10 protein-coding genes are annotated in these 16,119 nt (G+C 41.9%); 5 read left to right on the top strand and 5 right to left on the bottom strand.

Annotated features, from left to right (window positions below; translation table 11 throughout):
• Positions 1–27 precede the first annotated feature (27 nt).
• Complete coding sequence (locus RT034_RS07070) at positions 28–6,516, bottom strand: beta strand repeat-containing protein (protein ID WP_313015480.1); 6,489 nt, start codon at positions 6,514–6,516, stop codon at positions 28–30.
• Between the two features lie 345 nt (positions 6,517–6,861).
• On the opposite strand from RT034_RS07070, the gene RT034_RS07065 reads away from it, so the two are divergent.
• The 3 genes from RT034_RS07065 (at position 6,862) to rnt (ending at position 10,512) form a co-directional block, all read left to right on the top strand.
• Positions 6,862–8,481, top strand: a complete 1,620-nt coding sequence (locus RT034_RS07065; RefSeq protein WP_313015476.1) for a hypothetical protein — start codon at positions 6,862–6,864, stop codon at positions 8,479–8,481.
• A 175-nt stretch (positions 8,482–8,656) separates the two neighbouring features.
• The gene (pyrC, locus tag RT034_RS07060) at positions 8,657–9,739 is read left to right on the top strand and encodes a dihydroorotase (protein ID WP_313015474.1); all 1,083 of its coding nucleotides are present in this window, start codon (positions 8,657–8,659) and stop codon (positions 9,737–9,739) included.
• A 44-nt stretch (positions 9,740–9,783) separates the two neighbouring features.
• Positions 9,784–10,512 (top strand): ribonuclease T, encoded by a 729-nt coding sequence (gene rnt, locus RT034_RS07055; protein ID WP_313015473.1) that lies wholly within the window; start codon positions 9,784–9,786, stop codon positions 10,510–10,512.
• Between the two features lie 67 nt (positions 10,513–10,579).
• On the opposite strand, the gene RT034_RS07050 is transcribed toward rnt, so the two are convergent.
• The 4 genes from RT034_RS07050 to RT034_RS07035 form a co-directional block, all read right to left on the bottom strand.
• Positions 10,580–11,779, bottom strand: a complete 1,200-nt coding sequence (locus RT034_RS07050; protein ID WP_313015472.1) for an SEL1-like repeat protein — start codon at positions 11,777–11,779, stop codon at positions 10,580–10,582.
• A 176-nt stretch (positions 11,780–11,955) separates the two neighbouring features.
• The gene (locus RT034_RS07045) at positions 11,956–12,585 is read right to left on the bottom strand and encodes a 3-oxoacid CoA-transferase subunit B (protein WP_007114899.1); all 630 of its coding nucleotides are present in this window, start codon (positions 12,583–12,585) and stop codon (positions 11,956–11,958) included.
• Between the two features lie 17 nt (positions 12,586–12,602).
• Complete coding sequence (locus tag RT034_RS07040) at positions 12,603–13,310, bottom strand: CoA transferase subunit A (RefSeq protein WP_313015470.1); 708 nt, start codon at positions 13,308–13,310, stop codon at positions 12,603–12,605.
• Between the two features lie 279 nt (positions 13,311–13,589).
• The gene (locus RT034_RS07035; RefSeq protein ID WP_096489146.1) at positions 13,590–14,225 is read right to left on the bottom strand and encodes an FxsA family protein; all 636 of its coding nucleotides are present in this window, start codon (positions 14,223–14,225) and stop codon (positions 13,590–13,592) included.
• Between the two features lie 240 nt (positions 14,226–14,465).
• On the opposite strand from RT034_RS07035, the gene ruvC reads away from it, so the two are divergent.
• A complete protein-coding gene (ruvC, locus tag RT034_RS07030; protein ID WP_313015468.1) occupies positions 14,466–15,068 on the top strand; it encodes a crossover junction endodeoxyribonuclease RuvC in 603 nt (200 codons plus the stop codon).
• Between the two features lie 154 nt (positions 15,069–15,222).
• A complete protein-coding gene (purU, locus tag RT034_RS07025; RefSeq protein WP_065252963.1) occupies positions 15,223–16,083 on the top strand; it encodes a formyltetrahydrofolate deformylase in 861 nt (286 codons plus the stop codon).
• The last annotated feature ends 36 nt before the right edge of the window (positions 16,084–16,119 follow it).

The following is a 16,119-nucleotide window of genomic DNA, read 5'->3' as shown; positions in this document are numbered from 1 at the left end:
GTTTTTCAAAGATTAATAGACCAATTATTAATTGTTAGCTGAGAATGAGCAATAAGGCAGCATTGTAGAACTGACTAAAGTACCAAATGGACTTAGGGTATTAGAACGAATACCTTTATTGTCTTCAGTAATCACATCGTCATCAAGGACAGGGAGACTAATGTCGCGTTCCTGAGAGAATTCACTACCATCAACTTTTGTCGTCACGCGAACTGTCGCTGTCAACCACTCGGCATATTCTTTAACATAACGGATACTAAAGTCTAACTTACCTGTGGCATCAGTTTTGACAGTTTGGGTGCTAAGAATTTGCGTACCATTCGGGGCTAATACGGTAATTGGATTTAATGGGGTCAACATACCATCGCCATTATAGTCTTCACTAGTATCTAATGTAGCATTTCTATTGAAATCTTCTGAAAGACAGTTGAAAGTACCACTCAATGGACTACCATTCATAAATGATTGGGTAATCCACTTAGCAGGTTGTTCTGGAATAGCATCCTTACCAACTGTGGTAATGGCGCCTGTCGTTGGATCTTTAACTTCAGGAATAGCAGCCACACCTGGTACTTTAGCGATAAATTTCCATAATCCTACCCCATACGTTTTTGGCACAATCGAGATGGATACTTCTTGATTCACTGCAGGTTGCCCAATGCTGTTATTGATAAAGATAGAGCCAGCGCGGATATAATATATATTATCTGTAGTAGGTGCCACTTTGTCGGCAAACCCAAAACCAATCCATGCAGAGAAGTTTTGCACGGAGAAGCTGACATCTTGTGGTTGGTAAGTTGGTGTTGTAGAAATTGGTAAAAGTTGATTATTTAACTTAATGTATTGAACGCGAGCCTGTACTTTTACGCCATTCACTGGTGTTGGTGTAGAGCCTGCAAAATAGCTTATGATTGCATTACCTGCCTCATCTGTAATTGCTGTGCCAGTGGATAGCTTGCCACTTGAAGCATCTTGAAGTAGTGTAAAGTCAACGATGGCATTTTTGACAGGCGCATCTTTGTTATCTCGAACTGTGGCAATAATTTTGGTTTCACCATTGGTACTGACCGTAGTATTGATAACTTGAGTTAGCACTTTAGTGACCTTATCAGTGATAAAAGTTATATTTTTCTCAAGTTGTTTAGCGCCATTATATTCAACAGTTAGTGTAGCCACACCTGGAGAAATGGATTCCATATTATCAAATATAACTTTGCCACCTTGAGCTTTACTCTCAACTCGAGATTCGTACCGAATGTTATCAGTACCATCCGCATTTTTAGTGACAATCTTACGCCCGCCTTTATTGGTAGTTAAATAAATGGTTGTACCATCAGCCACGGTATTAGGCAAGTCAATAGTAATAGTTGCTGGTGTGTCAACTTTTACCTCATCACCTACAATACCATTTTGTGTGACGGTGAGGCTTAGATTGGTTTCGGATACTTTCGTCATTGAGCCTAAATTATAAGGTTGAGAGACAAGATTTGGATTATTAGCATCGATGATTCTAGCTTGTAAATTGAAATTAGTTGTAGGAGTTGGCAGTTGTGAACCGTTTAAGGTAAAAGTAAATTTACCATTAGTATCTGTTGTTACTGGTGTCACTGCTAAAGTAGCACCATCATTCAATAATTGGATTGATTGATTCGCAAGGGGCTTATCGTTACCATCAACTGCAACGCCAGATACAATAACGGTGTCACTAGCACTATTGGTAATGATAGATTTGGATATGAAAGTATCTTTGATATTGGTACCTGTTACGGTAAAGTCTATCGTTTGCTCGACTTGCTGATAAACGCCATCATTCACAATGACACGTACTTTTGCGCTATGGTCAAGTTTTGAAACCAGCCCAATATCACTTTGCACCAAATCTACTTGTACAAAGCCATTGGCATCGGTCACTAGATTCGATGCTTCACTAAAAGTAATACCTTTATCGATACCTTCTAAGATTTGCAGTTGGACTGGCACACCCGCTTTAATGCCGCCATTAGTATCAGTAACTTTAATACCTAGAGTAGATGTATCGGTTGCCGTTCTTAGAATAGTTTTTGATGGGCTCACAAATAGCCTGTAAGCTTCAGTATTGGCATTGCTTGTTGCGCTGCGGACGGTAGTAGTACCTACAGACACACCAGATTGGGCAGTGACGACTAAACCATTTTGTAAAGCAGTCGTTGCCTTGGCAAGGTCTTTGATTTCAACTTCAATGGTTGCTTCACCATTGGCGTTGGTATTGACAACCGCACCTGTGTTATTGACCAAGCCAGAATCCGTTGGAACTTTGAAGCTGACTTGCGCATTTGGCACAACGGCGCCGTTTTTATCCATCGCAAGCGCGGTGACTTTAACTTTTGAGCCAACCGCCAATTGAACGGCTGAATCACTGGTTAATAGCAATGAGTTGACGCTATTGGCCGTAATCGCTTCTTGGGTTCTTAAGGTGACCGTTGAGCTAGTGATAGCACCGGCAGTTGCCTTAAATGATAGACCACTGGTTTGTAGATAATATTTTTGGTCTGGGGTGAGCACACCGACTTTTAAAGTTAATACCGCTTCACCATTGGCATCGGTGGTTGCCTGAAGTGGGGTGGTATTAGTTATACCCGTTGCAGCTGCCGCATCCAATAGCGTAAAGCTGACAGGTATGTTCGCTAAGCCAACGTTATTTGCATCTCTTACTTGTGCGGTTACATTGATGGTTTCGCCAGTGTCGGTTGTCAATGTATCCTTGTTTGTAACTAAATTGACATTAGCGATATCAGCAATCGTACTTTCTTTAATACCTTTAAGAATTAGGGCTTGAGCTGGTTTACCATTAGAGGTGGCATTGATGGTAAAACCGTTAAGCAAGGCTTGTTTTTGCGCATCTGTAAGCGATTTCACCTCTAAAGTAATGACCGCTTCACCCTTATCATCTGTTAATACCGTAGAAGCGGATAAACTGGCTACACCTGTATCTGCAAAGCTTGGCAGAGTAAACGTGACAGGCGTGTTTTTAACGACACCTTTTTGGTCGTCTAATACAGTAGCGACCACTTTAACTTGGCTACCAATAGTTAAAGGAATATTTGAGCCTGTTAGATTAACTGTGCTTACCGATACTTCATTGGCCGCTTTGGCAGCAAGATTAATAACACCTTGTCGCCCATTTTGTGCGGCTACAGTCACATTTAAACCATTTAAAAGTGCCGCTTTCTGAGCATCAGTCAAAGTTGTTTTAACCTCAAGGTCAATAATGGCTTCGCCTTTGTCATCAGTAGTAACGGTAGAGCCGCTTAAATTAAACACACCTGTTAATGCTGGATTTGGAATATTGACGGTTAAGTTTTGGCCTTTAATCCCACCGAAATTCTTGTCAAGTGCGACAGCGGTGACACGTACACGACTACCTGCCGCCATAATAATATTGTTGGTATCAGCCGTAACTGAAATTGAATCAATTGTATTATCAGGCGTCGTAACGTTTTTAGCAGAGAGCTGTAGCGGTGAAATTAATGTACCATTAGGCACTGTGGCTTTAACTGTCAAGCCATTGGTAAGTAAATAGTTACGTTGGTCTGCAGACAATGATTTAATTTCAAGATTAATGATTGCTTCACCATTGGCATTGGTGACGATGGTAGAACCTGACAGATTAGCGATACCTGTTTTATCTAAATCAGGTAAGGTAAAACTAACAGGTACGCCATCTAATTTGCCATTGTTAGCATCTGCGATGGATGCTGTGATTGACAGCTTATTACCTACCGTCAGATCAAATGGGTTCACGCTAGATACTAATAAAGCTTTACTGACTTTAGCAATATTGGCACTTAACGTTGGATCGGTCCCAAGAATAGTTTTCTTACCGCTGACATCAGTAGGTGGATTATTTAACGTGTTTTTAGCAATCGCAGTGATAGTTACGCCATCATTTAACAGTAATTGCTTAGCGGCTTCTGACTTAACTTCAAGCTCAATAGTCGCCTCACCATTTACGTTAGTAATAACATTAGTCGTATCAGAGACAGCATAAACACCAGTCAAAATAGGATCATCAATAGTAAACTCAACAGGAGCGCCACCTATACCTGTATTGTTAGCGCCTAATACAGATGCAGTAACCGTAAATCGCTCTCCTGTTTTGATATTAAATTTACTAATAGGGCTTGATAAATTGACTGCTTTTACATCAAAGCGCTTGATAGTATCCATGCCTGTTAAAGTAAGCGCAGGTGCCACTTTACCATTGGCAGTGGCATTAATGGTAAAGCCTTTTAATAAGTTGGCTCTTTGGCTATCAGTCAGCGACTGAACTTGCAATGTAATAATAGCCTGCCCCTTGTCATCGGTAATAATGGTTGAGGACGACAAACTTGTCACACCATAATCCGCTAAAGATGGTAGGTTAAAAGTTACTGGTGAGTTGGCAATGGTACCGTTTTGTGCATCGCTCACATTAGCAGTAACTGTGAACTGGCTACCGACAGATAGGGGAATATTGGTGACATTGGAAGTTAAGTTAACATTTGAAACTACAACATCATTGACTGCTTTTGCCGATAATTTGATTTGACCAGTTTTGCCATTGGCGGCAGTGATATCAACTACCAAACCATTAGCCAGTGCCTGTTTTTGTGCAGCAGTTAATGCAGATTTGATTTGTAGGTTAAAAATCGCTTCGCCTTTTGAGTCAGTGGTAATCGTTGAGCCTGTAATATTGTACACGCCCGTAGTTGATGGGTCTGGAATTTTAACCGTTAAAGTTTGATTCGCCAAGCCACCAAAATTTTTATCCAGTGCGATGGCAGTGACTTTTACAGTGCTACCCGCTGTCATCAAAATATTATCGCTATCTGCTACGACTGAAACACTTTCAACCGTAACAGGAAGTGTGGAAGATTGTTTCGCTGATAATTTTATAGGCGCAACACTAGTACCATTAGCAACTGATGCGTTAACAGTTAAACCATTGCTCATTAAGTAGCTACGTTGAGTCGCATTAAGAGAGGTAAGGGATAAATTAATAGTGGCCTTGCCTTGGGCATCAGTGATGACTGTTGAGCCCGACAAATTAGCGATACCAGTTTGATCTAGTCCAGGCAAAGTAAATGTCACTGGTACGTTAGCTAACGCACCTTGAGATGCATCCAAAACATTAGCAGTCACGGTAAAAGTATTACCGACTGTTAAATCAAACTCGTTGTTAGTAAGATTAGAAGAAAGACCGACTTTTGAAACCTTAGTAATATTTTCATTAAATGCGGGGTCTTTACCCAAGATATTTAATTTATTTGTTACATCAACAGGGGTAGTGCCAGTCGTATTTTTTGCAGTGGCTGTGATATTAATGCCCTGTGACAATAGTTTGGCTTTAGCAGCTTCAGATTTTACTTCAAGCTCAATGGTCGCCTCGCCACTGGCATTTGTTACAACATTAGAGGTATCAGAAACCGCATAAACACCTGTCGCACTTGGGTCATCAAGTTGAAATTGGACAGGTACACCACCTAGACCAGTGTTTGAACTATTTAACACTGAAGCAGTAACTGTGAATTTTTCACCAACTTGTACATTAAAATTGGGCTTGGGTGTCGTTAGATTGACCTTTTGCACATCTAGCTTAGTCGTCGTACTACCTTGCTCGACTCCCTTTAAATTAATAGTATTAGATGCAACACTACCTGTTCTCGCAGTTGAGTTAATGGTTAATCCAGTATTTAACAGATAACTTATTTGTTCAGCTGACAAGGATTTGAGCTCTAACTCTAAAATTGCTTCACCTCTGTCATTGGTTAACACACTTAAATTACTATTAGCAAAAATACCACTAAGGACTGAATTTCCAATATTAAAATCGATGGTCGTGTTCGGAATGATATTATTGTCTTTATCCACTGCTAATGCCGTAACATTAATTTTCGTACCTTTTACCAACGTAATATTTTGGCTGTCGCTAATTAATAATAAATTACTGACAGTCACGGTAGGCGTTGGGGTCGTGGTATTAACATCGGTGCCTTTGAGGGTTTTACTTGTTGAAACTGTACCTACCGTGGTAGTCACAACCAAACCATTTTGTTTTAAATAGTTTTTTTGATCATTGGTCAAAGACTTAATATCAAGTTTGATAACCGCTTTACCCGTGTCATCAGTGACTAAATTTGGACTAATTCCACTAAACACGCCTGTTACGCTTGGATCTGTAATCTGAACGCTTACCGGGACACTAGCAACACCGATATTGTTACTGTTTAAGGCGTAGACAGTTAACTCTACACTATCGCCAACATTCATATAAAAGTCAGAACTGGTACTGACTAATTGAACTTTCTTCACACTGGCAAGATTGGTCGTAGTGGTCGAATCTGTACCCGTGCTTGGGTTAGTGACACTGACCGTACCTGTTTTTACAGGCGGTGGCAATGTATCATTACCGCCACCACCGCCACAACCAGCGAGGGCAAGTGCGGTCGTCAATGCAGAGAGTTGAAAGGATTTGATTAGGTTGGTAGAGATAGCCATAAAGTTATCCTAGAGACAGTAAGTAAGGCTGCTAAATAAATCGATAGACATAAATAGAGTCAGAAAAAATTACCAATTTTTCGATAAGCAGAAAATGTTACGTGATTAATGCTAAAATATAATTTTTGATGCTATCTACTTTACTAAGTTTGCACAGAAGTTACAACAAATTCTAATCATAATTTGATGAATTTAATCGAATTGAAATTATAAAGTATCAACAAGATTTCTAAATTTAACGCTATTTTTTTAGAGGGCGTATAAAGAATTTGCCCTACATCTACGATATTGCTAAAAACTCACTAACCACCCCAATGCCAAAAAATGTAAATTAAGTGATAAAGTATGCTGTCAAAAAATCCTTCAACGCCTTGTAATATCATTGACCATATATCGTTATATCATTTTTGGGCAAACACTCTGCCGCCATTGCTACCGATAGTAGCAGATGGGTCACACGTATCAATTTGTTATCTAAAAAAAGTGGTGCCTGAGCTATTAAAAGTAGTGCTTTATCAGTTATCGGCAAAAATTCAGCAAAATCCGTCATTAATCCATCAAAATTTGGCGCAGGTAACAGATGAGTATGATTTTATCCCAAAATTATTGGTTACTTTAGTTACAAAAAATTTCCCTGAAAACGGCATTAATTTTGTAACTCTAAAACAACTGTCTAAAAGTAGCCCATGGATTTTTGAGCAGTTGCTTGATGATGAAACCCAAAAAACGATGATTGCCGGCGTGCTACTGGAAAAAACTCATCTACCTTTAGATAAGCTGTTAACTATTTGGCAGACTATCACTGCATTGGCGTTGATAAATTTGGCAGATATGATAAGTTCGCTACAAAATACCATAGACTCAGCGCAGATTACCGAGTGGCTTGCGATGCAGCCCGTTTTTTTTATGTCACCACAAGATACAGGACTGATAAATGCAGTGGGTTTTAGGCGCGCTGTCAGTTTTCAAGCAATACAACAACAGCAATTAAAATGGTCAAAAATTCAAAATGTTGCGGACTTGCCTGTTTATCAACAGCATATTGTCCACCAAATGCCCATTTATAAAGCGTCCAATTTTTTTAACATTGCCCCAATAACCATCCCGCATGCTTACCTCAATCAACATGTGAGTTCAAACGCTAATCGCCAAATAAATAAAGCGGTAATGTCAAACGCACAAACAGCCACTTCAGCCAGCAGTATTTTTGCCAAACCGCAAGTTCGCAAACCCGTTCATTGGATAGATAAACTACAAAAAAATTGGATTGCGACCGCCACTGTATTGTCTGTCGCCGTTTTTGGCGGAATAGGCGCGTTGGTGACTGTCAAAGATAAGCCTGCCGCCACCCAACCCTCAGCAAAAATGTCAGTGGCACGCCCGGTTTATCATGATGTGGCGATAGTAAAAGTTGCCTCTGTAGCAGCTAAGACTAATCCGCTAATAATGACTGAGCCTAGCAAAAAAGCAGCTATCTCTGAATTACAAGAGAATAATAAACCGCGAGATAATCACAAATCACAAGATAATAAGCATTCAGCGCAAGCTGAAAAAGCGCGAGATACGAAAAAATCCGACACAAAGCAGCCTAATAAAGACCGCAAAAAAACAACCAGCCCTGATTCTGGCACTGACACTAGCCGTGATTCTATCCCTAACTCTAGAAATAATGCTAAAACAGATAACAAAAAAGCTAACTTAGCGACCAAAGGCGACAAGCAACCCCCTGAAAAAAACCCTAGCATCAGCAAAAAATCAGCGACTAACGATAAAACTGTAAAACAAAAAGCGCCACAAAAAGCACAGAAAGCCTCATCGTCAACAACGGCTACTGACAAAAAATCCGTTAAAAAGCTTAATAAAAAGGTAAATAACACGACGGATAACAAAGCGAATAACAAGGTGGGTAATAAGGTAAACAATGAGGCGAATAACAAACTTAGCAATAAATCCAAAACCCATTAACACCGTTATCAAAACGACATAAACTGACGCATTATTTGTCGGTGTATGGGGCTTGCAAATATTTTCATGTCGTTTTTTGCCTAAAACTGCTATCATGCACAAGTTTTTCAACGCTTCAATTATCGGTTTTTGACGTTGTTTTTTTAAGGCACTCTCAAAGCTTTTCGAGGAAATCATGAGCGCAGCGACTGCATCTATCAATACTTTTACTATTACTGCACCTGATGACTGGCATATTCATTTACGGGATGGGCAGGCGCTTGCCACGACGGTGCCACATGCCGCTGCCAATTTTCGCCGCGCCATTTGTATGCCAAATTTGGTGCCACCCGTCAAAACAGCCGCTGATGCTATCGCTTATCGTGAGCGTATTTTGGCGCAAGTGCCTAACGACAGTATTTCCCAGCAATTTGAGCCATTGATGACGCTTTACTTAACCGAGTCACTGACAGCAGAAGACATCGAAGTTGCCGTTGCTTCAGGTGTAGTAAAAGCAGTCAAGTTATATCCTGCAGGTGCGACCACCAATTCTGCGGATGGGGTGAGCCATATCAATCATTGCACCGATGTATTTGCCAAGATGGAGGCGATGGGTTTGCCGCTGTTGGTACATGGTGAAGTGACGCACCATCATATTGATATTTTTGACCGTGAAAAACGCTTTATTGATGAAGTGATGGTCAATCTCATTGATAAATTTCCAAAATTAAAAATCGTCTTTGAACACATCACCACCAGTGATGCCGCTGACTTTGTGTTGTCACAGGGCAAAAATGTCGCAGCGACGATTACCCCGCAGCATTTATTGTTTAATCGTAATCACCTGCTGGTGGGCGGCATTAAACCACATTTTTATTGCTTGCCGATTTTAAAACGCCAAAGTCACCAAAAAGTATTACTTGATGTGGCAACCAGTGGTAATCCCAAATTTTTTATTGGCACTGACTCTGCGCCCCACGCGACGCATACCAAGGAAAATGCTTGCGGTTGTGCAGGCTGTTATAGCGCATCGATTGCGCTGCCTTTGTATGCGCAAGCCTTTGAAAGCGTGGGCAAACTTGATAAGTTAGAAGGCTTTACCAGTATTCACGGGGCAAAATTTTATGGCTTGCCTATCAATAGTGATAAAGTGACCTTGGTGCGTGAAGCATGGCAAGTCCCAGAGTATTATCCTTATCTTGACGGTAAAGATTTGACCCCGCTGATGGCTGGACAAACGCTGGACTGGAAAGTGATGCCATTTAATTTAGCCATATGATTGTTCACCCTTTATTTTTTTCTGTTTTTTCCGCAAGGTAACGTATGACCGCCACAACTGAACCCATGACTATTGCCAACCGTTTCCGCAATTACTTGCCCGTGGTGGTGGATGTAGAGACAGCAGGCTTCAATCCAAAAACCGATGCCTTGCTTGAGATTGCCTGTATTCCAATTTTGATGGATGATACCGGGCGTTTTTACCCAGGTGAAGCGGTCAATGCCCATATTGAGCCGTTTGAAGGGGCAAACCTTGAAGCGCGCGCCCTGCAATTCACCGGCATCAATCCCCACAGCCCGATGCGAAAAGCCATTGCCGAAGATGAAAAAACCGCCATTCGCCGTATTTTTAAATATTTAAAAACGGTGCGTCAATCGACGCAATGTACCAAGTGTATTTTGGTAGGGCATAATGCGCATTTTGACTTGGGCTTTTTAAATGCTTTAATTGAGCGTACCAATAGCAAAAATCAAAGCCAATTTCACCAGTTCTCCGTGTTAGATACCGTCACCTTATCCGCGCTTGCGTTTGGTCAAACGGTACTGGCGAGAGCGTGCAAACTCGCTGGACTAGAGTTTGATGGTAATGAAGCGCATTCTGCCTTATATGACACCCAAAAAACGGCTGAATTGTTTTGTTATATCTTAAACAATTATCCGCTGCTGACGCCAAACTTGGCGAGCGATGAGCCTAATGATGAGGAGCATGATGAGCATAAGGATAGTGATGACGAGGACGTACTAGTGCCATCTGACGATCCAACTGATGGCTAAATTTTTTGGTAGTGATTTGGATGTTTAACCTTGTTTAATATCCATATTACACCATTCATCCAAATATTTAAACTTTAACTGCCACAAATATCAGTATCATGAACATAATCAGCGCCGCAGTCGCAAGCGCCATTTTTTTGCTATAGCTAGTATCTTCGCGTTGGGTTTGCTTGAGTAATGACAGGGTAGCAATACCTTGCGAAATACGCATGGCGTCAGGGTGACCATGTGCCGCAGCCAGCTCTAGCCAGTATTTACCCATCTCGCTATCTTGCTCGACCCCATGTCCTGCATAGTACAGTTTACTGAGTAATTTCTCCGCACGATTATCATGCTGCGAGGCTGCTTGTTGCAACAGTAGCAAGGCTTGTTGGGAATTTTGAGAAATCTTGAGTAAGTGATTGCCTTCAAATAACCACAGCGCTTGGCGCAGTAATGCATCAGCAAGACCATTCTTGGCAAATTCATCAATTATTTGTACGGCTTTTGCCAAATTATCCGCTGATATAGTGTTTTCGACTACATTTTCTTCGAGTACACTGTTTTCTAATACGTTGCTTTTTAATAAATTGCCACTTGATTGCGCTGCTTGAATCAGTGCAACCGCTTTTTCATACATTGCTCGGTTTTGCTCAGTCATGTCTGAATCAAGCCATTGAATGGTCTGTAAATCCTGTGCAAGCTCGCCAAAAATCGCATGTTTGTTGACCACTGCCTGTGACTCGGCAATGGATTTGCGCTGATTGAGCAGTCCTTCATGCAGTGTGGGATTGAGTAGCGCGGCTTCAACTTCTGCCTGATAGCGCGCAACTTCCTCTGCTTGGCGCTGCTGTTCTTGTTGTTGTTTTTGCTGTTCAATCTGTTTGGCTTGGGCTCTTGCTTGCGCAATGACTTGGCGATTTGAGCGTGTTTTTGATGAGATTTTGCTAGTTAGCGATTGAGAAATAAGGGAGGGGTTGAGCGAAGTGGGTGGCACCGATGACACCGTTTGTTGAGCCACGCGCACAGATTTATCAGTAGCAGGGGTGACATTTTCTGATACTGCTTCATGATCACTGGGCGCATCCATGATATTTGGTGAATCAATCACTGGGGTGATTTGCATCACTGTTTGGCTAAAATCTGGCACCTCGGTAAAGTCAAACCGATAAATTTCCGGCAATACCACGCCGTCATCGGCAGCCATCCCATTGGGATATTTACGATCAATCAGCGGATTGTCTTCATCGGTGATAAATTTGGGATGAGAGAAGCGAGATGCAATCATGGTGTTGGATAAATGTTAATAGTGATGTCATTATAATTATAGATGACAAATAACCCAAAGTAAAAAAGCCAAAATCATAAAAAACAATAAAAAAGGACAGTGGCACTGTCCTTTTTTATTGTCCTTTTAATGGCAATTAAACGCTGACTTGTGACAGCGCTGTTAATTTATAGCTGTTATTGGGCAATGGTTACGGGCGTTTTTGATTGTAATTCTTCAAACGTGACACCGTCTGCCAGCTCAACCAGTTTTAGACCGTTATCGGTTACATCCATGATGGCTAAATCAGAGATGATACGATTCACCACTTTTTTGCCTGTCAGGGGTAGCGTACATTCAGCCAATACTTTTGGCTCACCATGTTTGTTGGTATGTTCCATCAATACAATGACGCGTTGAACGCCTGCGACCAAGTCCATCGCGCCGCCCATGCCTTTGACCATCTTGCCAGGAATCATCCAGTTGGCAAGATCGCCATTGTCTGAAACTTCCATCGCCCCTAAGATGGCAAGGTTGACTTTGCCACCACGAATCATGGCAAATGATTGTGAGCTTGAGAAAAAGCTCGCACCAGTCGCTGTGGTGACGGTTTGTTTACCCGCATTGATTAGATCTGGGTCAACTTTATCGGGTGTTGGGAATTCATCAATCCCAAGCAGCCCATTTTCTGATTGTAGCCAAACATTGACGCCTTCTGGAATATAGTTCGCCACTAAGGTCGGTAAACCGATACCTAGATTGACATAAAAGCCGTCTTGCAGTTCTTTTGCGGCTCTTTGTGCCATTTGTTCACGAGTCCATGCCATGGTAATCTCCTTATATCCTAGTTTGTCTGTTCTTTGGTCGTCACTTTTTCGATGCGTTTTTCTGGGTTGGCATTGACCATGATGCGATGCACATAAATACCCGGCAAATGAATTTGGTCAGGGTCTAGCTCACCAGTTTCCACCAATTGCTCAACTTCGACAATGGTAACTTTACCTGCCGTGGCGACATCTGGGTTAAAGTTGCGTGCCGTTTTGTTGAACATCAAGTTGCCCGCTTTATCGGCTTTTTGGGCTTTGACTAGTGCCACATCAGCGACTAATGAGCGCTCAAGGATATATTGACGACCGTCAAATTCACGTTCTTCTTTACCTTCAGCAATTTGGGTGCCTACGCCAGTGGCGGTAAAGAACGCAGGGATGCCCGCACCTCCGGCACGCAATTTTTCTGCCAATGTCCCTTGTGGGGTCAATTCCACTTCCAATTCACCCGATAAAAACTGCCGTTCAAATTCTTTGTTTTCACCGACATACGACGCAATCATTTTTTTGACTTGGCGAGTCTCTAGCAATAATCCCAAACCAAACCCATCGACACCAGCGTTATTGCTGATACAGGTCAAATCTTTAACACCGCTATCTCGCAAGGCTTCAATCAAAGCTTCGGGGATACCACACAGACCAAAACCACCAACCGCGATCGTTTGTCCATCTTTGATGACGCCTTTAAGTGCCGAAGCTGCACTATCATATACTTTGCTGGTCATACATTCACTCCTTGTTGCTAACCAATGTTGTTAATATTATTTACCAAAAATAAAAACATTTACTAAAAATAAAAATTACGCTCAAACCTAAAAACTCCAAAACGAAACAGATTGTATCATTATAGAATTTATATAACAAATTTTGTCTTAAGTAAATCACATTGCATGAATTTTTGCAAAAAGTAAACCCAGTTTTTCGCAAAAATAGGGCATAAAAAAAGGCATACTAGGGATGCCTTAAATTTATCAATTTTTAACAGTCAATTTTTTATCGATTGTCTAGTCATCATTGGCAGAGCGGGTGATGCGTTTGGCGTTAGAGTTGACCGTTTTGGCTTGTCCGTCAATGGTCGTGCCAAATTTACCGCCGTTGTTATTTTTGCTACCAAAGCCCCCGAACGGATTTTGTCCGCCCATACCACCAAATGGATTTTGACCGCCAAACGGGTTTTGTCCACCCATGCCGCCAAGACCCCCTAAGCCACCCATTTTTGAGGGATCCATACCGCCCATTTTGCTTGCCATCATTTGCATCAATTTTTCTGGGTTTTTAGTGGCATAGTCTTTGGCAAAGGCTTTGAACTTATTTTGTACCGCGGGTAATAACACAATAAGTGCCGCAATATCACTCAAAATACCTGGCAGTACCAATAAGATACCTGCCACCGCAAAAGCAATCGCTTTCACCACGGAATTTTCATTGGGACGCATGGCAGGGTTCAGCATGGCGGCTTGGGCTTGTCCAGCCATCGGTTTTAAGGTGGCTATGCCTTTTTTAATGAGGGCTGCACCCACAAAGCCAGCCACGACAAACCATAAAAACACCCACCAGCCACTGACAAATTGTGCGATTAGATACCAAACCAGCATCTCAATAATCAACCAGACAATGGCAATCCCAACTATATTTCCCATGAAAATACGATTCCTAAATTGTGAATAAACTATAAAGAACAAACGATGAATCATTAACCAATGCAATAATGATGGGGGTAATGCATAAAACTATCAAATAGTTTTTTGAAATTCAGCAAATTTTTCGTTAAATTTTTGATAAATGCTATAATTTGACTGCGTTTTTAGCTTCGACTGCATTTTTAGCAAAATTTTTTTGTGGGTATCTTTTTTTATGAGCATGTTTTACGAGCATTTTTTATGAGCATCTTTATTGGTATTGACCCAGGCTCACGTCTGACAGGCTATGGCATCATTCGGTTGAACGGGGATAAACTTGAACATTTGGATGCAGGCACGATTCATGCTTATAGCCAAGGCGAAACCATGCCCGAGCGGCTCAAGCGGATATTTGATGGGATTAGCCGTATCGTTGAGCATTATCAAAAATACACCAATGAACCCATGACCGCCGCCATCGAGCAAGTATTTATGGCATCAAACCCCGATACCGCGCTCAAGCTTGGGCAGGCGCGGGGTGCAGCGATTGCCGCCATGGTTGCCAAAGATTTGCAAGTAGCTGAATATACCGCACGGCAAATCAAACAAGCGGTATGTGGCTATGGTGCGGCAGACAAAGAGCAGATTCAGCTTATGGTCATGCGTTTGTTGAGCCTTGAGATACAGCCGCAAGCGGATGCGGCAGATGGCTTGGCGTGTGCGATTTGTCATGCCTATCATAGTCAGACACTGAATAAATTACTCGGCGGGGCAGCGGTAATCGGTGGTCAAAGCGCAGGTGGACGCTCAAAGAAAAAAGGGCGCTGGCGATTGACCGAAGTTGATTTGGGTAATTTAAGTTAAAAGATAGGTTAAAAGTTAGGTTAAAAGGCAGGGGGTAAGCCACTCTTAAGAAAATTTTTATATCCAACAAGGCTTTTGACGGGTTTAGACTTCTTTGTCAGCACAAAAATCGCTACAATGGCATCTTTTGAAAATTGAACACAAGAAGTACCTCATGAGCCAACTAGCTACTGCAACCTTATTGATTAAATGCCAAGACCGCGCAGGCATTGTGCAAGCTGTATCCGAATTTTTTTATCGTTATGGCGCCAATATTATCAGCCTTGACCAATACTCGACTGAGCCCGAAGGCGGTCAATATTTTATGCGCCTTGAAATGGCTATCAATGATTTGGACAATATCATCGATAATATGAAAGGCAGTTTTGAGCATACCGTCGCTCGCATCTATCAAATGGAATGGAAACTATTTGACAACAGTAAACGTAAAAAAGTAGCGATTTTGGTGTCCAAATATGACCATGCGCTACTTGATTTGCTATGGCGCTGGCAACAAGGGCAACTAGATTGTGAAATTACCTGTGTCGTCAGTAATCACCATGATTTGCGCCAAGCGGTAGAGAATTTTGGTGTGCCATTTCACCAAGTGACTGTGAGCAAAGACAATAAAGTACAAGCAGAAGCCGAGATTCAAGCGCTGGTAAAAGACTGTGATTTGTTGGTGCTAGCGCGCTATATGCAGATTTTGTCCGCTGAATTTACCGCCGCCTGGCACATGAAAATTATCAATATTCATCACTCATTCTTGCCAGCCTTTGTCGGCGCCGATCCATACCGCCAAGCCTATGAAAAAGGCGTCAAACTGATTGGTGCCACCGCGCATTATGTCACAGCCGACCTTGACCAAGGACCGATTATTGAGCAAGACGTGCACCGTGTCAGCCACCGCCACCATGTGGCAGAATTGCGGGCGATTGGGCAAGATGTCGAGCGTAGCGTGCTGACCCGTGCCGTGCGTTGGCATTTACAAAACCGTGTGATTGTCACAGGCAATAAAACGGTGGTATTTAACTAATTTTTCATCCGTTATTTGCTATCATTGCAGTTTATC

It is taken from the genome of Moraxella sp. CTOTU48841 (genome assembly GCF_032061225.1).
Lineage (GTDB): Bacteria > Pseudomonadota > Gammaproteobacteria > Pseudomonadales > Moraxellaceae > Faucicola > Faucicola cinerea.
This window is presented reverse-complemented; position numbering and strand designations above follow the sequence as displayed.

What these genes read in the sequence shown, in the direction of transcription:
- RT034_RS07070 (WP_313015480.1), bottom strand. Translation starts at nt 6,516, where the DNA reads ATGGCTATCTCTACCAACCTAATCAAATCCTTTCAACTCTCTGCATTG.
- RT034_RS07065 (WP_313015476.1), top strand. Translation starts at nt 6,862, where the DNA reads ATGCTGTCAAAAAATCCTTCAACGCCTTGTAATATCATTGACCATATA.
- pyrC (WP_313015474.1), top strand. Translation starts at nt 8,657, where the DNA reads ATGAGCGCAGCGACTGCATCTATCAATACTTTTACTATTACTGCACCT.
- rnt (WP_313015473.1), top strand. Translation starts at nt 9,784, where the DNA reads ATGACCGCCACAACTGAACCCATGACTATTGCCAACCGTTTCCGCAAT.
- RT034_RS07050 (WP_313015472.1), bottom strand. Translation starts at nt 11,779, where the DNA reads ATGATTGCATCTCGCTTCTCTCATCCCAAATTTATCACCGATGAAGAC.
- RT034_RS07045 (WP_007114899.1), bottom strand. Translation starts at nt 12,585, where the DNA reads ATGGCATGGACTCGTGAACAAATGGCACAAAGAGCCGCAAAAGAACTG.
- RT034_RS07040 (WP_313015470.1), bottom strand. Translation starts at nt 13,310, where the DNA reads ATGACCAGCAAAGTATATGATAGTGCAGCTTCGGCACTTAAAGGCGTC.
- RT034_RS07035 (WP_096489146.1), bottom strand. Translation starts at nt 14,225, where the DNA reads ATGGGAAATATAGTTGGGATTGCCATTGTCTGGTTGATTATTGAGATG.
- ruvC (WP_313015468.1), top strand. Translation starts at nt 14,466, where the DNA reads ATGAGCATCTTTATTGGTATTGACCCAGGCTCACGTCTGACAGGCTAT.
- purU (WP_065252963.1), top strand. Translation starts at nt 15,223, where the DNA reads ATGAGCCAACTAGCTACTGCAACCTTATTGATTAAATGCCAAGACCGC.